General features: G+C 42.9%; 23 protein-coding genes and 2 pseudogenes. 20 read left to right on the top strand and 5 right to left on the bottom strand.

Annotated features, from left to right (window positions below; all coding sequences use genetic code 11):
- The first annotated feature begins 7 nt into the window (after positions 1-7).
- From BDD39_RS16090 to BDD39_RS16070, 5 genes are read left to right on the top strand one after another with little or no spacing between them, the layout of a single operon-like run.
- Positions 8-2,128, top strand: a complete 2,121-nt coding sequence (locus BDD39_RS16090) for a type IA DNA topoisomerase (RefSeq protein WP_166912533.1) — start codon at positions 8-10, stop codon at positions 2,126-2,128.
- A gap of 32 nt (positions 2,129-2,160) precedes the next feature.
- Positions 2,161-2,355 (top strand): hypothetical protein, encoded by a 195-nt coding sequence (locus BDD39_RS16085; RefSeq protein WP_008881725.1) that lies wholly within the window; start codon positions 2,161-2,163, stop codon positions 2,353-2,355.
- Positions 2,352-3,344 carry an ArdC-like ssDNA-binding domain-containing protein gene (locus BDD39_RS16080; protein WP_060476342.1) on the top strand — a complete coding sequence of 331 codons (993 nt, stop codon included), beginning with the start codon at positions 2,352-2,354 and terminating at the stop codon, positions 3,342-3,344. The genes BDD39_RS16085 and BDD39_RS16080 overlap by 4 nt, the downstream gene beginning before the upstream one ends.
- Before the next feature lie 16 nt (positions 3,345-3,360).
- A complete protein-coding gene (locus BDD39_RS16075; RefSeq protein ID WP_243846113.1) occupies positions 3,361-3,717 on the top strand; it encodes a hypothetical protein in 357 nt (118 codons plus the stop codon).
- Entirely contained in the window at positions 3,710-4,552 is an 843-nt protein-coding gene (locus BDD39_RS16070) for a hypothetical protein (RefSeq protein ID WP_341801509.1), read from the top strand. The genes BDD39_RS16075 and BDD39_RS16070 overlap by 8 nt, the downstream gene beginning before the upstream one ends.
- Before the next feature lie 307 nt (positions 4,553-4,859).
- Here the strand turns inward: BDD39_RS16070 and BDD39_RS16065 are convergent.
- Positions 4,860-5,391: pseudogene (locus BDD39_RS16065) on the bottom strand (site-specific integrase); the annotation flags it as partial.
- An 85-nt stretch (positions 5,392-5,476) separates the two neighbouring features.
- On the opposite strand from BDD39_RS16065, the gene BDD39_RS16060 reads away from it, so the two are divergent.
- The gene (locus BDD39_RS16060; protein WP_166912529.1) at positions 5,477-6,205 is read left to right on the top strand and encodes a M48 family metallopeptidase; all 729 of its coding nucleotides are present in this window, start codon (positions 5,477-5,479) and stop codon (positions 6,203-6,205) included.
- 24 nt (positions 6,206-6,229) lie between these two features.
- Here the strand turns inward: BDD39_RS16060 and BDD39_RS16055 are convergent, their stop codons facing one another.
- Positions 6,230-9,160: an HsdR family type I site-specific deoxyribonuclease gene (locus BDD39_RS16055; RefSeq protein ID WP_166912527.1), complete on the bottom strand. Its 2,931-nt coding sequence runs from the start codon at positions 9,158-9,160 to the stop codon at positions 6,230-6,232.
- Positions 9,157-10,221, bottom strand: coding sequence for a restriction endonuclease subunit S (locus BDD39_RS16050; protein ID WP_166912525.1), 1,065 nt, complete (start codon positions 10,219-10,221; stop codon positions 9,157-9,159). Before BDD39_RS16050 ends, BDD39_RS16055 begins: the two co-directional genes overlap by 4 nt.
- A gap of 76 nt (positions 10,222-10,297) precedes the next feature.
- Between BDD39_RS16050 and BDD39_RS16045 the strand changes: the two genes are divergently transcribed.
- The 8 genes and pseudogenes from BDD39_RS16045 (at position 10,298) to BDD39_RS16005 (ending at position 16,592) form a co-directional block, all read left to right on the top strand.
- Positions 10,298-11,467 carry an IS256 family transposase gene (locus BDD39_RS16045; protein WP_166907073.1) on the top strand — a complete coding sequence of 390 codons (1,170 nt, stop codon included), beginning with the start codon at positions 10,298-10,300 and terminating at the stop codon, positions 11,465-11,467.
- A 407-nt stretch (positions 11,468-11,874) separates the two neighbouring features.
- Positions 11,875-12,264 (top strand): hypothetical protein, encoded by a 390-nt coding sequence (locus tag BDD39_RS16035; RefSeq protein WP_012749286.1) that lies wholly within the window; start codon positions 11,875-11,877, stop codon positions 12,262-12,264.
- Between the two features lie 121 nt (positions 12,265-12,385).
- On the top strand, positions 12,386-13,267 hold the full coding sequence (locus tag BDD39_RS16030; RefSeq protein ID WP_012749285.1) for an NADH dehydrogenase: 882 nt from the start codon (positions 12,386-12,388) through the stop codon (positions 13,265-13,267).
- The gene (locus BDD39_RS16025) at positions 13,251-13,991 is read left to right on the top strand and encodes a hypothetical protein (RefSeq protein ID WP_012749284.1); all 741 of its coding nucleotides are present in this window, start codon (positions 13,251-13,253) and stop codon (positions 13,989-13,991) included. The genes BDD39_RS16030 and BDD39_RS16025 overlap by 17 nt, the downstream gene beginning before the upstream one ends.
- The gene (locus BDD39_RS16020) at positions 13,988-14,689 is read left to right on the top strand and encodes a hypothetical protein (RefSeq protein WP_166912523.1); all 702 of its coding nucleotides are present in this window, start codon (positions 13,988-13,990) and stop codon (positions 14,687-14,689) included. Before BDD39_RS16025 ends, BDD39_RS16020 begins: the two co-directional genes overlap by 4 nt.
- A 12-nt stretch (positions 14,690-14,701) precedes the next feature.
- Positions 14,702-15,355, top strand: a complete 654-nt coding sequence (locus BDD39_RS16015; RefSeq protein ID WP_012749282.1) for an ABC transporter ATP-binding protein — start codon at positions 14,702-14,704, stop codon at positions 15,353-15,355.
- A gap of 97 nt (positions 15,356-15,452) precedes the next feature.
- Positions 15,453-16,064, top strand: a pseudogene (locus BDD39_RS16010) (IS5-like element ISGka1 family transposase); the annotation flags it as partial.
- 102 nt (positions 16,065-16,166) lie between these two features.
- Complete coding sequence (locus tag BDD39_RS16005) at positions 16,167-16,592, top strand: NUDIX domain-containing protein (RefSeq protein ID WP_012749280.1); 426 nt, start codon at positions 16,167-16,169, stop codon at positions 16,590-16,592.
- A 586-nt stretch (positions 16,593-17,178) separates the two neighbouring features.
- On the opposite strand, the gene BDD39_RS16000 is transcribed toward BDD39_RS16005, so the two are convergent.
- On the bottom strand, positions 17,179-18,093 hold the full coding sequence (locus tag BDD39_RS16000; protein WP_166912521.1) for a tyrosine-type recombinase/integrase: 915 nt from the start codon (positions 18,091-18,093) through the stop codon (positions 17,179-17,181).
- A 431-nt stretch (positions 18,094-18,524) separates the two neighbouring features.
- On the opposite strand from BDD39_RS16000, the gene BDD39_RS15995 reads away from it, so the two are divergent.
- Both BDD39_RS15995 and BDD39_RS16810 read left to right on the top strand, forming a co-directional pair.
- Positions 18,525-19,691, top strand: a complete 1,167-nt coding sequence (locus BDD39_RS15995) for an IS256 family transposase (protein WP_166907797.1) — start codon at positions 18,525-18,527, stop codon at positions 19,689-19,691.
- A gap of 445 nt (positions 19,692-20,136) precedes the next feature.
- Positions 20,137-20,391, top strand: coding sequence for a transposase family protein (locus BDD39_RS16810; protein ID WP_380630352.1), 255 nt, complete (start codon positions 20,137-20,139; stop codon positions 20,389-20,391).
- Here BDD39_RS16810 and BDD39_RS15990 read toward each other — a convergent pair.
- Positions 20,388-20,960 (bottom strand): DUF3967 domain-containing protein, encoded by a 573-nt coding sequence (locus tag BDD39_RS15990; RefSeq protein ID WP_166912519.1) that lies wholly within the window; start codon positions 20,958-20,960, stop codon positions 20,388-20,390. The genes BDD39_RS16810 and BDD39_RS15990 overlap by 4 nt on opposite strands.
- 432 nt (positions 20,961-21,392) lie before the next feature.
- Here BDD39_RS15990 and BDD39_RS15985 point away from each other — a divergent pair, with 432 nt between their 5' ends.
- The 4 genes from BDD39_RS15985 (at position 21,393) to BDD39_RS16630 (ending at position 24,157) form a co-directional block, all read left to right on the top strand.
- On the top strand, positions 21,393-21,779 hold the full coding sequence (locus BDD39_RS15985) for a hypothetical protein (RefSeq protein ID WP_166912517.1): 387 nt from the start codon (positions 21,393-21,395) through the stop codon (positions 21,777-21,779).
- Between the two features lie 308 nt (positions 21,780-22,087).
- A complete protein-coding gene (locus tag BDD39_RS15980; RefSeq protein WP_166907142.1) occupies positions 22,088-22,966 on the top strand; it encodes an IS982 family transposase in 879 nt (292 codons plus the stop codon).
- 133 nt (positions 22,967-23,099) lie between these two features.
- Positions 23,100-23,630, top strand: a complete 531-nt coding sequence (locus tag BDD39_RS16635) for an IS630 family transposase (RefSeq protein WP_014195313.1) — start codon at positions 23,100-23,102, stop codon at positions 23,628-23,630.
- On the top strand, positions 23,630-24,157 hold the full coding sequence (locus BDD39_RS16630; protein WP_166912515.1) for an IS630 family transposase: 528 nt from the start codon (positions 23,630-23,632) through the stop codon (positions 24,155-24,157). Before BDD39_RS16635 ends, BDD39_RS16630 begins: the two co-directional genes overlap by 1 nt.
- Positions 24,158-24,374 lie beyond the last annotated feature (217 nt).

Below are 24,374 nucleotides of genomic sequence, written 5' to 3'. Positions count from 1 at the left end.
TGCTTTCATGATCGTCATTCTTGCAGAAAAACCCGACCAGGCACGAAAACTCGCATCACCGTTTCCACATACCAAAGGAAACGGTTTTCTTTCTATTCAGTCGTGTAAAGAATTTCCGAACGGGGCAACAGTGACCTGGGCAATTGGCCATCTAGTCGAGCTAAAAGAGCCAGAGGAATACCGTCCGGAATGGAAAAAATGGGACTTGGCCACTTTGCCGATTATTCCTGGGCAGTTTGAGTACAAAGTGTCGAAGGATAAAGCCAAACAGTTTCAAATCGTTAAGAAGCTGCTTAAAGAGGCTGATGAAATCATTATTGCGACCGATCCAGCCAGGGAAGGAGAAAATATCGCTCGTCTGCTTATCCTCATGGCCGGATGCTCGAAAAAACGGATTAAGCGCTTTTGGACATCATCTCTAACCGAAAATGCCATTCGAAAAGGGTTTGCTGAACTGAAAGACGGGAAAGAAACCATCCATTTGTTTCATGAAGCCCAGGCGAGACAGATCGCCGACTGGCTAGTAGGAATGAATGCTAGTCGGCTCTATACGCTGCTTCTTCAGCAAAAGGGCATCCGGGATGTATTTAGCGTCGGACGGGTGCAGACTCCCGTTTTGAAACTGATCTATGATCGCCAAAAAGAAATTGAACACTTTCGGCCGGAACCGTTTTATGAACTAGAGGGGCAGTTTACAGTTAAGAACGGAACATACCGGGGGAAACTGAACAAGCGTTTTTCGTCTCCCGATGAATTGTACGAAGCTGTCCGTCCCGACATCACGAAAGAGCAACAGACGTACCAAGCAGTGATTAAGAGCGTACGAATCAGCGAAAAACGAACACCAGCTCCGAAACTGCACAGTTTATCGACGCTGCAAAGCAAGCTCAACCGAACCAAAAAGTTCAGTCCAACGAAAGTATTGGAGCTTGTGCAATCTTTATACGAGAAAGGATATGTATCGTATCCTCGAACCGATTCGCAATATATCACCGAGGAAGAATACACCTACTTACAAAAGCATGTGGACCAATATCAACAGTGTCTAGGCATTCATGTTCCTATTCGTTCGCTTCAGCCTTCTAAACGCTATGTAAATCCAGAGAAAGTGAGCGATCACTACGCCATTATTCCAACAGAAAAAGTCCCTGACACTAAGGCGTTTGAAACTTTTTCGTCTGACGAAAAAGAAGTGTATTACGAAATCTTAAAAAGCGCCCTGGCTATGTTCATGACTGATTATGTTTATGACGAAACCGTCATCATTACTTCTGTTGGAAAACAAGAATTTGTCACTAAAGGACGAACAGAGAAAGAGATGGGATGGAAGGCTCTGTATCAAAACGAAAAAGACGAAGAAAGCGAAGGGGAACAAGTAGCTATTTTACCTGAAGTAAAAGAAGAAGAATCGGCTAAAGCCGATATTTCCGTTAAACAAGGGATGACTCAACCACCAAAGCCGTATACCCAAGGACAGCTTATTACACTAATGAAAACAGCCGGAAAGTACGTAGAAGATCAGGAGATGAAAGAAGCGCTGAATCAGGTTGAGGGGTTAGGAACCGAAGCCACAAGAGCAGCCATTATTGATACCTTGATTCAACGGCGACTAATCGAAGTAAAGAAAAACCAAGTGTTTGTGACGAAGAAAGGAGAAATCCTTTGCGAAGCAGTCAAAGGAACTATCCTATCCAAACCAGAAATGACGGCCAAATGGGAGCTTTTTTTGCAAGAAATCGGGAAAGGCAACCGATCGAAAGAGGTGTTTATCGAACAGGCGAAAAAGCTATGTTATGCACTGATTCAACAGGCTTCTCAGGATGTTGAACGTATCGATGCCAAACAGGCGCTTGAAGAGATCAAGAAGGAAAATACGATCGCTCCATGCCCTCGTTGTCAAAAAGGGTACATTGTCGATCGAAAGACATTCTACGGATGTACAGAGTATACCAACGGGTGTAAGCAGACATTTCCGAAGTCCATTTTAGGAAAAAACATCACTAAGACACACGTTAAGCAGCTTTGTGAAAAGGGAAAAACCAATAAGATCAAGGGATTCAAAGGGAAAAAGTCCTTTGACGCCTATTTGACACTCCAAAAAGGGGAAATCCAGTTCACATTCCAATAAACCAAGACCATTTGAAGAAAGGATGACCAATTATGTACGAGTACCACGAAATCCTGGGCAGCGAAAAGCCGATTTATCGCACTAAGCCGCCGGGTCTTAAGACCCTTTTTGAGATTCCTTCAGGAGAATTTCTCATTGATTATGAGATAGTAGGGTATCTGGAATATGAAGAGAACGGGAAAAAACTGTATGAGCCACTGTACGCCATAGTGAGGGATGAATCGTGAGTTATTACAAACAATCGAATGAATACAAAGAAAAGCTGAACAAAATCCAAAAAGAAGTCGATCAAGCCATTGAACGCCTTTTCAAGAACGGAGAGTTTCAACGATACTTGGAGGTGGTTGCGCGGTTTCCAAAGTACAGCCTTCACAATGTCATGATGATTTTATCACAGAAACCAAATGCCACGTTGGTTATGGGATACAAAGCGTGGCAGGAGCTTGGCAGACACGTTCAAAAAGGCGAAAAGGCCATTAAGATTTTTGCGCCGATCTTCGAGAAGAAGTTGCAACCCAAAATTGACCCTGAAACGAACGAGCCTGTCCGTGATGAAAAGGGGCGAACAGTGATGGAAAAGAAAGAAATTCTAAAAGGTTTTCGCTTTGTCAACGTCTTTGATATTAGCCAAACCCAAGGAAAAGAGCTGTTTGATATCCGAAAATTGATTCGTGAAGATTTAAAAGAAAGCGAGCACATTCAGTCGCTTTACAAGCATTTTCTGGCTCATTTGAATAAAAACAGAATTGAGGTGAAAGAAGAGGTATTGGACGACCCGAATACAAAGGGGTACTATGATCGAGCAAAGCACCTTATTCGTATTAATGCGTCTGTTGAAAATACTTCATTGAAATTCAAAACGCTCATTCACGAATACGCCCACGCTCAATTGCATCATAAAGACAGTGACATGCAAAACTTGCCTAGAGGACACAAAGAAGCACAAGCTGAAGCTGTTGCATTTATCGTCTCCAAATATTACGGATTGGACACAGAACCATACAGCGCTGGATATATTGCGACCTGGGCTAAAGACATTCAGTTGGCGAAACAGGCCATGAAAGAGATTCAGCATGTCGCCCAGGGCATTATCCAAGAAATTGACGAGTTGATGAAAGAACGAATCAAAGAATTGCGTCAGATACATGAGTCATCTAAAGATCAAGACAAAAACAATAAAAACGAAAAAGATAAAGAGATGCAGCTGCAACGTTAATAATGAGGTGATGAATATGGATAAGACAAAACCGTTCTGCAAAATGACCCCAGACGAATATTATGATTTTTTATGGAGTTACACGACCTTTGATAAAACAAGAGAGCAACTGATCGAAGACTTAGAAATTACGGAGGAAGAAGAAAAGTATCTTGACGAGGCCTTGAACTATTTAAAATCAAGGGTGGAAATCCATGAGAAAGAAGGACGTCCGAATCCTTCGTATGCTTTTTACTTAGTTGAGTATTTAGAAGAAGCTGTAGATGAAGGAGTACCAGAAGAAACAGTGAGAGAGATCGAAAAAGCGTTGGACGAAAACGATGAAGAAAAATTAGCCGACGCCATAAAGAAAGCGTGGGGAATCCGTGAATAAGAATGATTGGATGTCCATTCGTACAGGAGATATTGTGTTAGTGAGGGACTATCCCAATCCTCAATATAAAGAAGCACACGCCGCCCCTACGAAAACCCGTTTTGCTGTTGTGATCGGAAATTTCAGGGGCGGATACGCCACTCTTCCTGCCCACGCCATTGTTACTAAAGGAGGAAAAACAGAGCAGCCCTATTATCGATTAAAGGAAAACGAATTAAGAGTACCTGCCAATATTATTAGCGATCGATCTGATATTGCTTTAAAAGGGGTGATTAAAGCTCATCGTTTTCCCCTTATCCGAAAGGAACAAATGATATTAAAAGTTGGCAGCTTGCCCTTAGAAACGAAGATACAATTAATTGATATTCACGAAACGATCAGGAATCGCCCGATTCATGTTCTTGAAATGGAGAAAGAAAATCCTTATTATGCAAAATTCATGGGTTTTTTCAAAGAAGTCACACTGGCCGAGAAAATGCAGTTTATGCGAGATGATCGCGGGAATCATCAATACGAGTTTGTGAGAAACGAAGAATTTAGAGTGAAGGCGATTCAATTGTTGGAAAAGAGGAATCATTTACATATTCTATCCGTACAGTTAGAAGGAGATAAAGGCACTTTCACGCACACTTTTGCCACAAAGAAATCGTTGCAAGAAATTCGAGAAGACTGGAAAGAACCGAAGAAAGCCAAGGAATGGATTCGGGAGGATGTGAAATTTTATGCTTTATGGAAGAATCCGTTCTTGCAATTAAAACCTGACCCACAACCCCATCCCGATAAATATCAATCATTAGAGAAATTCCGAGAAAGATCAAGCGTACTAGAACGATAAGAGAGGTTCTTTCGCTATAAAAGCAATATTCTTTAGTCTTGTCCTGGCGCATTTTTAGGCCGTTGCATTTAAAAAAATGGAACAGGCTAAAAATGCGTTTTATTTTTTACCTCCTTCCCGAGGACGCTTCTTCCTTTGCCTCACCCCATTGTAATTTTTGCTTGTTAGGCGCATAAAGGACCTGTGCTCTTCGGACGGCTTGCGGGAAGCTTCATATATAACGAAAATTAAACTAATTGAAAAGGTTAAGAAATAATTTTCTATACTTTTATTGATTATTTAGAACATAGTTCTAAATAATATACTTCTATGTAAAAAAATCGTATGAACAAAGAAGAACTGATGATCGAAGAAAAGAAATTGTAGATTTAACGAATGAGCTGTATCGTGATGTTGTAGCGATATTGCTATGACCTGCGAGTCTCCGCACTTTCTCGATATCGTTGTTCGTCGCTTTTAACATCCACTTACAAAACGTATGCCGGAACATATGGGGCGTGAGCTTTTTATTCGGCAGGATGTAGCTTTCAATCATTCGCTGAATGCCCCTTAGTAAGAATTTCAGTGATCGTTGACTATAAAAGACATATGGAGATGCTGCAACATAAAGTTTCTTTTTTTTTTTTGCCATTCCCACTCGAAACTTCAACTAATCCTCTAGTTCGGCTAATAAAATCTTCCGAGATAGGTACTACTTTCATTATTTTGTTCACAATACGAATTCGTTTTAACTCGAGATTCAGGTCTGTTATTTTCAAATTGGAAATTTCTTCAACACATAGACATGCGTATGTACGAAGGTAAATGATCGCGTGGACGCATCGGTATTTATGTAGTGGGATTTTGGGGGATAAATCCAGTGAAAAAGTGGATAACTGGCTTGTATAATAGGGGTATCACTTGATATTTTGGGGGACGTGTTTTATGCCTACCTTTCAGTTTGGAACGACAGCGATTGAGTACACATTGCAGCAGGTGAAAGGGAAAGAAGATATCTCTATTGTTGTAGAGTGGATGGAGGGGGTTACAGTGGTAGCTCCCGATCATCTAGTTCAGGAAGAAATAAACCGAGTTTTGCGTAAGAAGGCAACGTGGATTTTAGATAAGTGGAACTCTTTGAATGAGATTAAGCGACCACCGGCTCCGTTAGAATTTGTTAGTGGGGAGAAATTACCGTATTTAGGGCGGTATTATCGAATTAAGGTGAAACAAAATCAAGATATCGATAAGGTAAAAGTGTTATTTCATCAAGGGAAATTTTATATTGAAACACCAACATCAGCCGATGATATAGAGCATGTGCCTATGATTCGTGAAGCATTAAAATCTTGGTATATCCAGCGGGCGCAGGTGAAAGCGGAAGAACGGGTGAAACGTTATGCACAGCGTCTAGGGGTAACGCCGGCGAAGCTTGCGGTAAAAGAGCAGAAGTTTCGCTGGGGAACGTGCACACCACAGGGAGCGATTTATTTGAATTGGCGTCTTTTTCTGGCCCCAATGCGCGTTGTTGATTATGTGATTGTGCATGAATTAGCCCATCTGCGTTACGCGGATCATTCGAAAAATTTTTGGAATCTGGTACGTTCGATTTTGCCGGATTATGAGGAACGTAAAGAATGGCTGCGTGTGAACGGCCCGACGCTAACGATATAGAAAAAAGCACCCATGAAGGGTGCTTTATTTTTTGTAATGGATTTCCGCCAGTTCAACGATTTGCTGAGCAAGTGGCTCGATTTTATCGGACGGGCATTTGCTTGTCCGGAGCTGGCGCTTGATTTTTTTACGCATTTCGCGTTTGACGTCTTCTTTGTTAACCCAGTCGATGACGACGAGGCCTTCGATATGTTCCACAATGATCTGGGTGATTTCTTTTAACCGTTCTTTCTCTTCTTCTTGATCGGTCCATTCCTTTTGCAACAATTGAAAAATCGGATAGGATTGCGGCGTCAGCCCTTCTTCTTCAATAGTTTTGGACTGGCCACGCATCTCCTCGATCAATTTTTCCAATTCAAATGCGAGCTGGGCGTCATTGATTCGCTTCTCTTTTCTTGCCTGAATGAGCTGTTCGAGTCGTTCCTTCAGCGATGTGTAATAGACCGGATTTTCGTTGATTTTCACTCGAATTTCATGGCGGATCGCGTGTTCCATTTCTGACGCTTTCGCTTGGTCAGTAGATAAATTTTTCACGTGAGCATCGAAATTTTTTTCTAGGATGCTGACTGGGCGATGAAGCGCTTTTATATCGGTTGCGTAGATGTGATCGTAAATGAGTTTCTTCACTTTTTCGCCGCAGTCAGAGATGTCCATTTGTTCATCTCGGAAGCGGTTGCGCGCGTATTGACGCACTTTCCCTAAAAATTTAAGGTCCTCATGATATGGCTTTGCTGCTGGATTTGGCATAATCATGTCCATGCTTTCCGCAAATCGCTTAAATGCCTGGTCAAATGCATGTCTCACGTCTTCTGGTTCTAAAACTTTCATGCACGCCTCAATGTCGTTGCGGTCAACATGATCAAAGAAACGCATGGCGGCACGATGCCGCGCCTGTAGTCGAGGTATTTCTGATTCAATGGATGTCAACGCCCCTTGTACATCCGTTGGGTTAAAAATCGCAAGTGCCTGTTTTAAGAACGCGGATACGCCGTAATAATCGACGATAAGGCCGTATGTCTTCTTGTCGTAGGTACGGTTCGTTCTCGCGATCGCCTGGAGCAAGTTATGTTCCTTTAGCGGTTTATCGAGGTACATCACTTGCTCAATTGGCGCGTCAAACCCCGTCAACAACATATCGCACACGATAATGAAAGCTAGCTTATCCTCATGTAGCGGCTTTTTAAAGCGTTCGATGTAATGTTTTTGCTGTTCTTTGGTTAAATGATATTTTTTAAGCCTTTCATCGTCGTTGTTGTTAGGAGATATGATAACTACCGATTCTGGTCCGTTTAGTTCATCGAGAATTTCTTTGTACAGCACAGCAGTTTCGCGGTTAATCGCGACAATTTGTGCTTTGAAGCCATTTGGTGCGATATGTTTCTCGTAATGTTCAATGATGTCAAGACAGATCCGGCGAATGCGCTGCGGCGCTCCGATAATTGCCTCCTCTGTCGCGTATTTCTTCTTGATCTGTTCCCGTTCCTCTTTGGAATAGTCTTGAAAGACGCGTTCAAAAATTGCGTCCATCGACTCGCCCTCAACCCGTAACTCCGGTAGGCGGCTTTCGTAATAGATCGGGACTGTCGCCCCGTCCTCAACGGCCTGTTGGATGGTGTATGTGTCAATGTACGTACCAAATGTTTGGACCGTACTACGGTCTTCTTTGTCAATTGGTGTCCCTGTAAATCCAATGTATACCGCATTTGGAAGAGATGCTCTCATATTCATCGCCAGTCCACCGTAATTGGTGCGGTGCGACTCATCGACGAGGACAAAGATATTGTCGGCGTCATTTAAAAGCAAATCTTCTCCGTCGTCAGCGTGATCTTGGAATTTTTGGATTGTCGTCATGATGGTCGCGCCTGTTGCGGTTCGTAATAATTCACGCAAATCTTTGACGCTTTCAGCACGTTGCGGATTCGGGAAACCGCAGCGACGGAACGTATTTGTGATTTGCTCGTCCAAATCGGTGCGGTCCGTCACGATGACGATGGACGGGTTGCGCAGTTCCTTGAGGCGCCGCAGTTTGACGGACAGGTAGAGCATCGTCAAGCTCTTTCCAGATCCTTGCGTCGCCCAGACGACGCCGCCCCGTTCCTTCGGTGTCTTGCCGGTTAAAATGCGTTCGACGGCCTTATTGGCGGCGCGGAATTGCTGGTAGCGACAGACTTTCTTAATCGTGCGGCCGCCTTCTGCCTCGTAGACGACAAAGTTTTGGATCATGTCCAGCAAATTCTTTTTCGGGAACATTCCCGCGACTAACACGTCTTGACGCGTCGGATTGTCGCCAATATCACTAGCTTTCAGCGGATACGGGTCTTTCCATTCCCCGAAGTGTCGCAGTCTTGCGCCAATAGATCCGAATTTGGCTTGTTCGTTACATGTCGCCACGACGACATGGTTGTAGTGGAAAAGGCGCTCCGCCTCCTGCTGGTAGCGAAGCAGCTGCTGGACCGCCTCGCTGATTGGATGCGGCTTCGTCGGGCTTTTGCATTCAATGACGACAAGCGGAAGCCCATTGACAAACAACACAACATCCGGAATGATCGTGTCCATCGGTCCACTGACTTTGAATTGATTCACCACTAAAAATTCATTGTTTTCGGGATGGTCAAAATCAATCAACTTGACCGTCTGGCTTTTCTTCCCTTTCCCAAGGTCTTGCTGGATGGACACATAGTTCACAACCATGTCGTAGAACTTCTCGTTAGCCTCCATGACGCTCGCGGCGTTGATATGCGTCACCATACGCACGACTTTATGGAGGTTGATGTCGTCAATCCATGGATTCAGGCGCTGGATCGCCTGTTTTAACCGTTTCTCTAACACGACATCCCGATGGGACATGCGCTTTGAATCGAGATCATGTCCTGGAATGTACGTATATCCTATTCCTTCTAATTGCTTGATTAATCGATGTTCAACTGGCCGTTCCTTTGCCCATTCGTAACTCACGACGACACCACCTCGTCATCCACCTTTACCCGGACCTTTCCGGTGAGGAGGGAGTGCATGAGTCCTTTTTTGATTATTTGAAGAGATTCTTTTTTCACTTTTTCGACCGACATCTTTTCGTCTACACTTGATAATATTTTTGCTATTTCGATTTGCTCTTCAATTGGAGGAACAGGGATTTTAAAATTTTCCAGTGCACTCTTTGAGATTTCCAAAAACGTACTACCAGATGCTAAAGCAATGAACTGGTCTTTGATTTTATCGATGAGATAATACAAATATTCATTGTGAAGAACATCTGGGTCACAAATAAAGGACTTAACCCCCTGATTCGTCGCCATCGGAACAGTATTTATACATCTTGGTCCTATGGTAGCACGACTTGTCATTAAAACACTTCCTACTGGAAGAAGATTAGCAGAACTATTTCTTAATGCCGACTCTGTAATCATTGATTGAGTTGTACTTATATACTTATTATCATTTGAAGTAATGTCCGTTGGGGTTGCCCAAGGAATTGTACCATTCTCCCAATACTCAGATATCTGCTTGCTCGGGGTTCCACCACTAACTACCTTGGCAACTTCTGATATATTTTTCACTTCCCACTCCTCCGGAATCTCGCCAATCTCCGTCTTTTTAAATTTCGTATGCCCAATTCCTTTGGTGAGGAGTTGCTGCATCAGTCCTTTTTTTACTTTTTCCGTTTGCTCGATGATGGCTTCTGTTTTTTCAATCGCCTCATCGACAGAGGAAAGGATGGCAGCGATTTTGCGTTGTTCTGGAACTGGAGGAATAGGTATTTTTAATTTAATCAATTCACTTTTTGACAGATTAAATCGTGTAGATCCTTGGGCTAGTGGGTATACCTCTCTTCTAAAAATAGGACCTCTAAAGTAATACCCGTAGAACTCTGGTATAGTTAAGTTTATATCATTAAATCTAAATCCGAAACAAAAGCTATTTAGATAAACATTTTTAATATCTTCAAGTAATACAGAACTAATTCCTACTTCATCAGGTGTTTCAGATGATGATGTATAAAAGTTTGTGTAAAGCATTTTGCTAGAACAAAAGAAAAAAGGTAGGGTATTCTCTGATTGGACCAAAAATCTTAGAGAAAGGAGTACCCTACCTATGTCTAAAAGAAGTATACCGAATGTCGACTGGGCAAATCAACTGGAAAGTGTCATTCGTCAGTTTGTGAAGGAAAAATTAGAGCTGATTATGCGGGAAGAAATCAAACATTTCCTCGAAATCGAACAGGCTGGAACGCCGAATATGAGAAACGGCTACTATCAGCGAAATCTAGATACGCAATATGGCCGGATTGAGGGTCTTTTGGTTCCAAGAGACCGAAACGGGGAATTTCAAACACAGTTGTTTGCCCCTTATCAACGCCACACCGGCTGGCTGGAGGAAGCCATCATTAGGATGTATCAAAGTGGCATGAGTACACGGGAAATTGGCAAGTTTATCGAACGAATTCTAGGAAATGCTTATTCTCCAGCGACGATCAGCCGTATTACCGATGTCGTGAAAGAAGACATCGAGAAATGGCACCATCGTCCACTATCCAAACGTTATTCTGTCTTATATTTGGACGGCTTGTACGTGAAACTTCGCCGCGATACGGTAGAGAAAGAAGTCATTTATGTGGTGTTAGGAGTGAATGAAGAAGGGTATCGAGAAATTCTGGATTTCTTCGTGGGAGGACAAGAAAGCGCCTATGGATGGCAGGAAATTCTTCAACACCTCTACCAAAGAGGCGTCAAGGAAGTGCTTCTTGGCGTCTTCGATGGCCTTCCGGGGCTGGAGGAAGCCTTTAAGGCGGTGTATCCGAAAGCCGATGTGCAGCGCTGTGTCGTGCACAAAGTCCGCAACACCCTCAGCCGTGTTCGGAAAAAAGACCAATTCGAAGTGGCCGAGGATCTCAAGCTGATTTATCGCGCGCCGAATAAGGAGATGGCGTTACAAATGTTTCAACAGTTTGAGTCGAAATGGTCCAGCAAATATCCAAGAGAAGTTCAATCTTGGGCCAATGAGTTGGATGTCCTCCTTACATTTATGGATTATCCAAGCAGTATTCGAAGTGTGATTTACACGACGAATGTCATCGAACGAACGATCAAAGAGATTCGGAAACGTCTAAAGCCGATGAACAGTTTGAGCAGTTTAGAAGCCGCGGAAAAAGTCGTGTATTTGACCATCCAAGATTTTAATGAGAAATGGGCAGGGCGAAAGTTAAGAGGATTTGCCGAAGCGCAGGAAGCCCTTCAACGAATGTTTGAAGAACGTTATTGTTAACCAAATATTGTAAATAACTCACATTTCGCACCCTCTCGACGAAAATCGGGAGGATTTTTTCGTTCCGATGTCGAATGAATCCTTGACACACAAGGAACGTAAAGGAGTTTTTCTCTTATGAACGTTCAAGTCAAAAAGGTCTATCTACGTTAAGTACCGAAAAGAAGTTTTTTAGTTTTGACATTAACTATTTGATGAGAAAGGATTGAATAATTTGTTGGATTGTGAATCCTTTCATCATCAGTAGATAGATACCAAGAGGGAAAGGGGGAGTGAAGGATGGCTAAGTTTGATGATTTTGATTTGGACATTGTTGTCAAAAAGCAAGACAACATTGTACAACCTAATTTAGCTTAAGGAAAATCGATTATTTAGAGAAAATATTTCTAGGGAGAGGAGATCGAATCATGAAGGAAAAAATTAAAATGGTTACTACTTTGATTGCTTTTATCTCATTAATTGTGGTAGGGGGAGTTAGCGCAGCGTCCTATGTTACCTATGCTACAGTTCTCCCGCGCTTTGGAGCTGACACGGAATTAGCGAGCGCAAATAAAGCGACGAACAGCCAAAGCAAAGTGGAAAATTCGGTCGTTGGACAAGGATATAAAGCGAATATGTGGATTCAGCAAGGCTCGAAGAAAGTGTCGGCAACCGCGCTGAATGTAACGGATAATGACACTCGCTATTTTACTGTAGATCAAAGTGCTGTTGGTAAAAAAGTTTCATTAGTTGCGGAAAATGCATCCTTCACTTATGTCACTGTTGATATTGCGGGTAAATTCTATCCTGATAAGTGATCGGCTCAAGCGGATATGATCAACTGCATTTTGGAGAGAGCCGTTTCCTTCGTCGAGCTATTCCCCTTCGCCACGAAGGTGGCGAAGGGGAATAGCCCCAAAAGATATAGGAGAGGATAGCATGTATGCAGAGTTATTAAAAATGGTCAAGAACAAGAATTTTTACATCGGCGCAGCGTGCCTGCTGTTTCTCGTCATTGGCGCCGTCGTGACGGGAGTGAAAGAATACAACGAACATGTGAAGTTGCTCCAACGAATCTATCATCACAATCAGAATGTTCTCGCCTTGACATCGCCCCACTTCGCATGGATTGGTCTAGGAGGCTATAGTTTTAACGTGCTTTCAGCCTTATACTACTTCCTTTTTCCATTATTGTTATCGATCCCATTAGCGGATTCGATTTATCGAGACCAAAGCAGTGGAAATCTTCATTACCAATTAACGCGAATGGGTAGAGGCGTATATTACCGGAGGAAATTTTTGTTTGCCTATATCAGCGCGTTTTTCTTATTTCTTCTTCCTCTTCTTCTTGGGGTTGTGCTCGTGAACCTTTTGACCAACCATTGGGATTATTCGAGTTTTTCGCATGCATACAGGCAGCTCATGGATGGGACGCTGCAGTTGCCAGATAATTCATTTGAGGGGGAAAAGAAAACGCTCTTTTCGTCTTTGCTTGCGATCTCGCCTTACTGGTACATATTCGTTTATTACGTGATCGGGGGGCTATTTGCCGGCGGTTATGTTTGCCTTGGTTTGGCGTTTTCGTTAGTGATGAAGAATCGATATTTGATCACGTTGTTGCCGCAAATCATTTATATGGTTTGTTGGGCGGTGTTGACGATCACGAACAAGTTGGGCTGGGACCCATTTAATTTCTTAGTTCCGTCACAACCAGTAGAAGGACTGTCTTATCATAAAATCGTCATCGTGTTCGCTCTCCAATTCATGATGGCCTTAGGGGTATTTTGGTATGGAGTGAAGAAGAATGAGGATGTTCTGTAAACAGAACTTCGATTTTGTCTGGCAAGATGTGCAGCTGCATCGAACCGTCATCAAAACGGTTCTTGGGGTTATGGCCTTGTTGATGATCGCAGCCACCCTTCCATGGGGATCGAGCACTATTGCGAAGTGGCATAGCCTAAAAGATTTTGTCTTGCTCTATCGGTATGAATTTTTTCATCTGCCTGCTTTTTTATTTCTTTTAGGTTCAACGCTTCAAACCAATATTTGGATTGTGCTAAGAAGATACCGCACTCGGGGACAGATCGGGATGCATAAAGCGCTATTGGTCATCGTTTTCGCGGGGCTTGTGTCTCTCGTTGTTGCCGTAGTAGGCGGATTATGTACAGCGTTTGTGAAATATGTGGTATATCCAAACATGAAGCACTACCATGCTGTTTTTTTATATGTGCCACACAGTGATGACAAAAGTTCATTCCTTTATTTTCTCTTCATGTACTTTTTTGTCACCACCATATTCGGATTGATTTTTGTGGCACTAACGGATCTTTGGGCGAAACGCTTTCTCAGCGTCATGACGGTCATGACGCTGGCCATATTGGATATGTTCACTGCCCGGGTGATTCCTTACGTATTCTACATAAGTGAAAGAGTCTCTCCAGTTTGGACAATGATTTTTTTAGCCTTGATCATCATGATGTTGATCAATATAGTTCGTTTTTCGTCAAACTATAAAAATTATTATGTTCAGGATGATCTCTTATGAAACCGATGTCTTTGGAGTTCACACTCATCAAGGTTGACTTGAAAAGGGTATGGATCACATGCATCCTATTTCCGTTGTTAGGAACGATGATGTCTATCCGATCAGAGGCGTTTTCTTCCAAACACCTATCCGAGTCGCTCGTTCGTTTATTTGGGTCGGTGACGATATCGAATTGGATGTATTGGTTGATGTTTTGTTTCGGATATGTCGTGTTGCTCCAAATCATTTGGAAAACAAGAGATAAATCTTTTGAATATAAACTATGGATCTTGTTGCGGGATACGACGTCGTACACGATGGCCAGGCTGCTGGTTGGCGTTCTGTTTACATTGGTGTATGTGTTGACGGCGTTTTTGATCGCCAGCGTTTTCGGTCTCTGTGTGTCGCATATGGCTTTTTCGTTTGACCGTTCACTAGTGCTCATGTTCGTTTGCATCGCAGTGAATTTGTATTGGCATGCCAGCGTGTGGATGTTGTTGAAGGTGCATGCGACGAATCACCTGGCGAATGTCATCATTCTCGCTTTGTTTTTTGTAGGCGTAAAGAGGCCGATGGCTTTTGTTCCTTTGTACTACAGCATGGTGGATCTCTTGCGGGGCGGCCCTATGTTGTGGTCGGCTCTGTTCGTGGAGCTCTTGTTGATCGGTGTGTTCGGGTATCTGACGATAAAGAGAGTGAAGAACGCGGATTATATCTAGGAGGTTTGCGATATGAATGCGATCGTCTTGTCCAATGTTTCAAAAACGATAAAAGGGAGAGAAGTTTTGCGCAATATCAACTTAGAGTTGGAGAGAGGAAAGATTTATGGATTCGTCGGGCCGAACGGATCTGGGAAAACGATGTTATTCCGAGTCATAAGCGGACTTGTGAAGCCGTCCAGCGGCACGGTAGCAGTATTTGGCCAGACGTTGCATAAAGACGTATCGTTTCCGAGCGATATCGCAGTTTTGTTGGAAAAACCAGGTTTCCTTGAACAATACTCAGGATTCGATAATTTAAATTTTTTAGCCATGATTCAGAAAAAAATCGGAGAGAGTGAGGTGAAAGAGGCGATCGAGAGAGTGGGATTGGATCCGCATGATAAAAGGCCGGTGAAGGCGTATTCTCTCGGAATGAGACAAAGACTGGCCATCGCGCAGTGCATTATGGAGAAGCCGCAACTTATATTGCTCGATGAACCAATGAATGGCCTGGATGAAAAATCTGTAGACAAGGTGTATGAGATTATCAGGGAAGAAAACAAAAGGGGCTGCACGATTTTATTGACGTCTCACAACAAGGTGGACATACAGTCATTATGTCACCAAGTGTATTCGATGAATGAAGGGGCGATTACTGGTATGACCCATATGACTGTAGGATGATCTATAATGCGCGTTATGTAAAAATTCGCGAGGGGTGCGATCATCTTGAACAAGCAACTGTACGAAGTGCCGCTCCGGTGTTCATTGGACAATCATGGAACGGGAGACGAGTTTGGAGCAGCTGGCTTCGATTCAGTTTCGCCAACCGTCGATTACGATTCGGACCTTGTCTGCGGACAAAGCGTATGGCACCACCGAGTATCTGGAAGCGCTCTTCGTTCAAGGCATCACACCGCTCGTGCCGTTGCGCCGCAAGGAGATGGAGGAGATTCCAACCTGGAAGCGCCGGGCGAAGGATCCCGCTCAGGAAGCAAAGCGCCAGGCGAAAGTCCGAGACGTTCAGATTCGCAATCAAGCGAGGCTCATTCAGCAACAGGGCGGCTATCGATCCATTCAAGCCCTTCGCACGCGTTGTGAGCATGTGTTCGCCGAAGGGAAGGAATGTCACGGGCTGGACCGGGCCCGAAGCCGGGGCCTTTACGCCATGGAAGAACAGGCGCTGTTGACCGCCGTCGTGCAAAATCTGAAGCGATTGTGCCGGTTTCGAAAAAAACGAGGGAGGACCGGCTCTTTGGCGTGCGCAAAACCGGAATTGGGAGCAGGAAGTCCTGCTCGTCTTCCCATCCTTTGGCGCCAAACGGCGGGGAGAATGGCCTCCAAAATTCGACATGTGGGAAGTCTATGCCCCATTAATTCACCGGCCTTTTAGGGGATTCATTGTTAGTGACAGCGATGTTGAACCGGTTTGCACAATTGGATTAAGAAGATCATTGAAGATCAAGGGAAAATTTAAAGCCAGAGGAGAAATTCAATGAGAATACGCAAATGTTCTAGAGCGGTGATAGTGAATGAATTTAATAAAATTCTTCTTCAAAAGTTTGAATTTAAAGATGTTGTAGGAAACAAAGTGTTATGGGTAACTCCGGGCGGTGGTGTTAAGGAGAATGAAACTCCAGTAGAAGCATTAAAAAGAGAATTAAACGAAGAACTTGGCATTGTTGTTGATATTCATGACAAACCAATATTTGAAATGGATGTATTAATTGAAGGGAAAAAGGGTCCTTTTATAAGTCGTGAGATTTATTATAAAATTGCTATTCAATCTGACACAATATTGTCTATCGAAAATATGACTAAAAATGAGAAAGATACATTTATAGAATTAAAGTGGTGGAGCAAGGAAGAGTTGCAGAAAATAGAAAACTTTGCGCCGCGTGAAATATTGAACTATTTTTAGTAAATGAGAAATTAGAGATGCCGAAAGGAAATATTTACACAGGGAGCCTTCACCACAACAAAGGCAGGATTAATAAACTCTTACAATATCTGCTCTATGTGCAGATTTTTTCTGGATATTAATGCAAACGATGATTTAAAATTCTTCAATTTCAACGAAACGAAATTTCTCATTATGAACGTTGTAATTAAGCAACTGGGCAGGATAAACTCCTGCTTTTTCTTTTCAGAATCACCTTTGATATTAAAGGTAATGACGATGTAACCCGAGTTCGACAGTAGCTATGCAAACAAAATGCCTCTGATCCCTTGATACAAAAGGGCCCAGAGGCATTGGGCATACTTTGGGCATGTATCTAAGTGAGAGGATGGATGCCAAGAATCTTCAATTGGCACAAGTATTTTCCGTAGGACAGATGGGAACGCAGTCCGTCGGCTTAAAAATAGCTGGGCAATGGAAACCCAGCCAATGGAAACCCAGCGATGCTGCTCACGTAAAACGCATTGCCCTTAAAACACCCATCAATGATTTTCAATGAATCCTTCACCGTTTTGTCGTTTTGTTCCCCTTCCCACATACAGTGAGATTAAAACTTCGGCAACGCCTCCACGGCATCCGCCAAATCACTATAGCTGTCTTTTAAGTATCGGGACGTCGTGGCGATATTACTGTGACCCGCAAGTCTCCGCACTTTCTCAATATCGTTGTTCGTCGCTTTTAACATCCATTTACAAAACGTATGACGAAACATGTGCGGTGTCAGCTTCTTGCCCGGCAGGCTGTAGCCCTCGACCATCCGCTGAATGCCCCTTACCGAAAACTTCGGAGAACGCTGGCTGTAAAAAACGTATGGCGATTCGGCCACATGCGGTTTCTTTTTCGCCATTTCCGCGCGAAACTTAAGCCAATCCTCAAGTTCTGCCAGTAAGATATTCGAGATCGGTACCGTCCGAACCTTCATCCCCTTTCCCACGATCCGAATTCGCTTCATCTCTAAATCTAAGTCCGTTAATTTTAAATTGGATAACTCCTCTACTCGCAATCCTGCATAGGTAAGCAGGTACACCACTGCACGGTCCCGGCGATATTTCTCTTCAGGATCGACTCCCCGGCTTTGCACCGGTTTTTTCCGCATCCGATGCAATAAGTCCTCGAATTCTTCTTCCGTGAGCCACATAATCTTTTCGTTCTCTTCATCGGCCGATTTTAAATCCTGGATGTCTTTCATTGGGTTCTGTTCGAGCTTATGATGTTCGACCGCCCACGAATAAAAGCTTCGCAACGAATTGAGCCGGCGATTGATGGTGGAGATGGCCAACGGTTTCCCTTCGGCCGGATTCAACATTTGCTGAATCCATTTGCGAATGTCGGCCGACGTGACGTAATCGCCTGGACGAAGATGCAAGTCTTTCAAAAACTGATTCACGTCATTGAGATAGGAGATCACGGTGTTAGGAGAAAATCCCTTCTCTTGCAAATATGTTTCATATTCGTGCAGCATCTTTTCCATCCTTTCACTTATACGACGAGTTTAAAAGGGTTCGAAGAGCAAAAAATCGATTGAAAAAATAACATTATATGACGAGTATATCATAAAAAAGAATCAATTGTTAGACATATAATGTGTATTATATGTCTAGTTAAATAATAAAAAATATCATTTATTAACAGAATTCTCCTTTAACTTAATAGTTTACAATAATACCATTTCGTTAAAGTCAATGGAAATCCTTTACATTTAATTACAAAAATAACCGCAAATTTCAACAAAAAAGGATATATAATGTTATTCAATTAGTTAGTCTTTGTACATTTGCTTTTTTAATGATGATGTATAAAATTTTGTGTAAAGCATTTTACTAGATCAAAATAAAAAAGGTAGGGTATTCTCTGATTGAACCCAAACATTCCAGAGAAAGGAGAACCCTACCTATGTCTAAAAGTATACCGAATGTCGACTGGGCAAATCAACTGGAAAGTGTCATTCGTCAGTTTGTAAAGGAAAAATTAGAACTGATCATGCGGGAAGAAATCAAGAATTTCCTCGAAATAGAACAGGCCGGAACATCAAATATGAGAAACGGCTACTATCAACGAAATCTAGATACGCAATATGGCCGGATTGAAGGTCTTTTGGTCCCTAGAGACCGAAACGGAGAATTTCAAACACAGTTGTTTGCCCCTTACCAACGGCACACCGGCTGGCTGGAGGAAGCAATCATTAGGATGTACCAAAGTGGCATGAGTACACGGGAAATTGGCAAGTTTATCGAACGAATTCTAGGAAGCACCTATTCTCCTGCGACGATCAGCCGTATTACCGATGTCGTGAAGGAAGACATCGAGAAATGGCACACTCGTCCACTGCACAAGCGTTATTCCGTCTTATATTTGGATGGTTTATACGTAAAACTTCGTCGCGAAACCGTGGAGAAAGAAGTCATTTATGTGGTGTTAGGGGTGAACGAAGAAGGATATCGCGAAATTCTTGATTTCTTTGTGGGAGGACAAGAAAGCGCCTATGTATGGCAGGAAATTCTTCAACACCTCTACCAAAGAGGCGCCAAGGAAGTGCTTCTGGGCATATTCGATGGACTACCAGGGTTGGAGGAAGCCTTTAAGGCGGTTTATCCGAAAGCCGATGTGCAGCGTTGTGTCGTTCACAAAGTCCGTAACACGCTCCATCGTGTTCGGAAAAAAGACCAATTTGAAGTGGCCGAGGATCTCAGGCTGATTTATCGCGCGCCGAATAAGGAGATGGCGTTACAGATGTTTCAACAGTTTGAGTCGAAATGGTCAAGCAAGTATCCGAGAGAAGTTCAATCTTGGGCCAATGAGTTGGATGTCCTCCTTACATTTATGGATTATCCAAGCAGTATTCGAAGTGTGATTTACACGACGAATGCCATTGAACGAACGATCAAGGAGATTCGGAAACGTCTAAAGCCGATGAACAGTTTGAATAGTTTAGAAGCCGCTGAAAAAATCGTATATTTGACCATTCAAGATTTTAATGAGAAATGGGCAGGGCGAAAGTTGCGAGGATTTGCCGAAGCACAGGAAGCCCTCGAGCGAATGTTTGAAGAACGTTATCATTAACCAAATACTGTAAATAAACAAAATAGGGGGATTCTCCCTTTCCACACAGGAGACTGAATATTCAGTCTCCTGTGTGGAGGAAACTAGTTCCCTATTCATTCCAAATCCATTTCAGAGAAACCCTACCCCCATTATATTACACAAAATTCTTGACGGTACCTTTTTAACTTGCTCCACTTTTTTACTTTGAAAATAAAAGAACCCTAATAAGAGCGTAAATGCTCATTATTGGGGTTCTACTTCAATTTATTACGTATCATACTATAAAATGTTAGTGATAGTCTGTAATATATCATTTACTGATGTTTTATTTGATATTAGACGGTCTCATTCGTAAGTAATCATTTTACTTTTCGTGTTATAGCTGTCATCAACGGTGATAAAATGGTTCTCCCGCAATTTTGGTGAACGCCTCTCGTGGTCATTATAGTAATAAACTATTACTATGGGAGGTTTTATTTTGGAGCTGCAAACATTCTATAAGGATTGGAAGTTGCTGTTTTATTCTGTTGATCATTCGTGCGTAAAGTTGTATATCCAATCTCAACAAAAATCTAATTTTTGTCCATCATGTAACATGCCTTCTTCCCGTGTTCACAGTCGATACTGGCGTGTGATTCAGGATATAACTATTTTATCGTTACAAGTTTTTCTGCATGTGTCAAGGCCGATTATTTTTTCCCAAAAATCGCCGGTTTAAAATTCCCCAGAAGGACCTTTCATTGATCCTTCTGTTTTTCTTGTTGGATCCTCTTTTCTTTTTTCTTCAGTTGCCGCAATCATTTTCTTCGTTTCCTGAACTTCTCGTAATGACTGAATTAAGGTTTCATCACGTTTGTTCAATCGCTCTTCAATATACTGTTGTTGCTGATCGAGTCGCTTCAGTAACTCTTGGTTAAAGGCTTCTTGTTGCTTGATGTGCTTCAATAATTTTGAAATGAGATCATCTGAATGGGGAAACGAACGATTTTCGTTTGGTTGTTCAGCTGGAACGTGACCCGTTCCGTCTTCGAACGCCCCTTTCCCAAACCGGTCAACGACAACGATTGCGGCGTTCTCTAACTGCATGTTGTGCTGTTGAACAAGGGTTTGGAAGTGTCTAAGACAGACGAGATCGCTTTCAATAAATAGTCGCTGTTCTCGCTCATTTTTGATGAAGGTATAACCGTTCTTTTCCAAAGCTAGGCACCATTTTCGTAAGGTGCTATCACCAATCCCTAAGGTATGGCTCACTTCTTTTGTACTGTAAGCTCGTTCTTGCGATTCCATTTATTCAACCTCCTCATGGACAACCGTTTTGAGTGGGATGAGACGGGATGTAGAGCGTTCATTTATCCGTTTTAGAAGCATTCGACGGACAGGAGTGACTTACCTGTTTCATAAGGATAAAAAGGTCCAAGAGGACTGCATAAAATCCCCCTTTTTTATGCAAGATTCAGCGTTTCAGAAAGGGGGAAAACCCTTGATCCATCAACGATGTATAAAATCCTGCATAAACGAGTCCAAACGAAAAACCGCCGATTCCTTGTGGGGCAAGGGATGGGCGGTTTTGGTGACTTCCTATCATTGAAATTATGTTAACTAGATTTGTATAGAGTATTCATATATTGTTTAAGAAAAAACTCCATGTTGAATTTAATGAATTTTTATCTTAAGAGAGCATAGTTTATTATCAAGAACAAGTATATAGGGGTGATGTGATTGAAAAGAAAATCAATTATTGTCCTCTTAATTGCCATTCCTCTTATTATCGGTGCGATAGTCATTTTGAATTTTAATCATGAAACTGAACAGGAGTTGCAAGAAAGAGTAAGATTAGCGATGGAAAAAGTTAAGGAAAACCCAGCTGTTCTTAATCAGATTGATAATCAATTAAAATCAAAAGGCTATAAAATTGCCGAAGGGGCAAGCCTCGAATTTAATAGGGATGATGATTTAGCTGTTTTAATTAAAATTTCACAGAAAGAAAATGATGAAAATTATTATGAAACAGAAAAAGAAATAAAAAACATTGTGAATAAGATATTAAAGAATAGTAACTTAGCTGATCTAAATCTATCAGTTAGGGTCGAAGCAACAGAGTTTTAAAAATAAGGGAAATCCCCATAGATTAAAGGATTCCCTCGAACTTTTTTAAGTTCCTCAACTAGTCGTAAAATTCAATTACAACATCGTCATATGGTTGTAATGATCCATCAAATTCAAATCTTAATTCTGCTTTACCATTTGATCCGTCTGTAAACCCTCGAGTGCTGAATACATATTCTCCATTTGCATTACCATTTATAATTCTATACCCGTGGTGCTAGATAAAATCAGACAAGCATAAAAATAGCCCTTGCATGAGGATCTCCTTAAAATGAAAGTGCAACCAAACATCAAAAGGAGAAGTTCCCATGCAAGAGCACTTTCATTTTACAACAGATCGTGTCAAACTTCAAAAACAATATGCATCGATTTTGCTTTTTGTATCGGCTCAACTATCGAGTATCCAGATTCATCTTCAACGTCGAAATCGTCATTTGTTGAAACAGAAAGACGAAGTCATCATCACCATCCATGTCCTTGGAAAGTTGTTGGGCTTCACTTCCGAACGGGCTTGGCACCGGTTTGTGATTGGGAATTTGTTTCCCAAGGCCTTGTTCCCTGAGCGTTCTCGGTACAACCGTCGCTGCCGAGCGCTTAGCTTTGCGATCAAGTGGATTCGACACCAGTTGGCCAAGCGCGGGCAACACCATGCGTATGCGGTCGTGGACAGCTTGCCGATCGAGCTGTGTCATTCAGCTCGAATGCATCGCGTCAAACGATTCCGTGGAATTGCCGATATTGGCTATTGTGCTTCCAAAAGGATCACTTTCTATGGGTTGAAACTTCACCTGCAGGTCACCGACCAAGGGCTTCCGATGGGATATGTTGTCACCGAAGCGTCTTGTCACGACCGGGTGGCCGCTGAAACCGTCATGACGCAAATTCCACATCCGTATAACCTCGGTGACAAAGGGTATATCAGCCAAAAGCTGCAAAAGAAGCTGTACGAAGAGCACCGGGTCGCTTTTTGGACGCCCGTTCGAAAAAATCAGCGAATTCGCCAATCGGACGCATGGAAACAGTGGATGAAGCGAAAACGTAAAGTGGTGGAAACCGTGTTTTCGATTTTAGTCGATTCGTATCGGATCACCGAGATTCGAGCGAACTCGGTTTCTGGATTTGAAACGGCGCTGGATGGTATTTTACTGGCTTACTCCCTTGTTGTTCTTGGGCTAGTTGAGTGTTAAAACTCAACTAGCACCACGGGTATAATTCTATATATATATATATGCTCATTGAAAAGTTAACCTTCGTATAAGTGGTTCCCACTCCGGTTATACTGCTCCTAAGGAAAAGCATGGAAAAGGAGCGGAATTCTGCATGAAACGTCTCAAAATCACCAACGATCACGGATGGACACCTCGGACACTTCGCAAACAGGAACGGAAAATCAAAAACACCCTTCTTCGCCAACGGGTGATGGCGGTTCGCCTGGTCATGGAAGGCTATTTGGGCAAAGAGGTGGCCTCCATGGTCAACGTGTGCCGACAAACCGTTTCCCATTATGTGTCGCTGTTCAACGAAGGCGGTCTGGAGCTCTTGCTTCATCGGGATTTCGCCCCCGGGCGGGAGCCGTTTCTCACCGAAGAACAGCAGGAAGAGATCAAACAGCTTGTGTTGACCACCACTCCCGTAGAACTGGGCTGGGACGTCGCTTCGGCGTGGAACACCAAACTCCTGCAATCCTATGTCGAAAAGCACTTCGGTGTTTGCATTTCCCGCGAAGCGTTGCGAAAACTCCTGCACCGCAAAGGGCTGTCGTGGACACGGCCGACCTACACATTGGCCAAAGGCGATCCGGATCGACAAAAGAATTTTGAGAAACAGATCGACTTCATAAAAAAAACTTAATGGATCCTGATTCGGTCTTGTTGTACCTTGATGAAACACATATCCGCTCTTACCATGTCTTGCGGTCCACATGGTCGGCAGTCGGCCGCCAAAAACAAGTGCCGACGTTCGGCCATCATGCCCACGTATCGCTGTTTGGCGCGGTCAACATCCACGATGGCGAAACGGTGCTTCATCAAACGACCGCTGCCAATGCCGCGACGTTCTTGGATTTCTTGAGAATGCTCAAAGAGCGCTATCCGGACCGTCTCATGGTCTTGGTGTTGGATAACGCCCGCATTCACCATGCCAAAATGGTCAAGGAGTTTTTGCGGGAAGAAGGGCAGTGTTTTCACTTTATTTGCCTTCCTCCCTATTCGCCACAGCTGAACCCGATCGAACGCTTATGGAAATGGCTGAAAGATACGGTGATTGCCAATGTATTTCACAAGGATCGCAACGATATCATTCAAGCCATTACTCGGTTTGTCAACTACATCCACGAACGTCCGGAGGAAGTGCTGCAGCGCTTAGGGTGTGCAGGATGACTGAGAAGTTAACTCTTCATGTTGCATGTATATAGATGGAGTACTCTTCAAACTTGTAAGAGTACTCCTAATCTTTTTTATAAAAAACAGCAAGCATGAATCGATAATAAGCAAAAGGAGTTAATTTTATTTTTTTGACATTAGACGCAAGAAAAATTTAATGGAAAGCATACGCTTCAACACCCGCAAAAATAAAATGAGGGCATAGACGATCTGA

Origin of the sequence: Saccharococcus thermophilus (assembly GCF_011761475.1) — a bacterium.
Taxonomy (GTDB): Bacteria; Bacillota; Bacilli; order Bacillales; family Anoxybacillaceae; genus Saccharococcus; species Saccharococcus thermophilus.
This window is presented reverse-complemented; position numbering and strand designations above follow the sequence as displayed.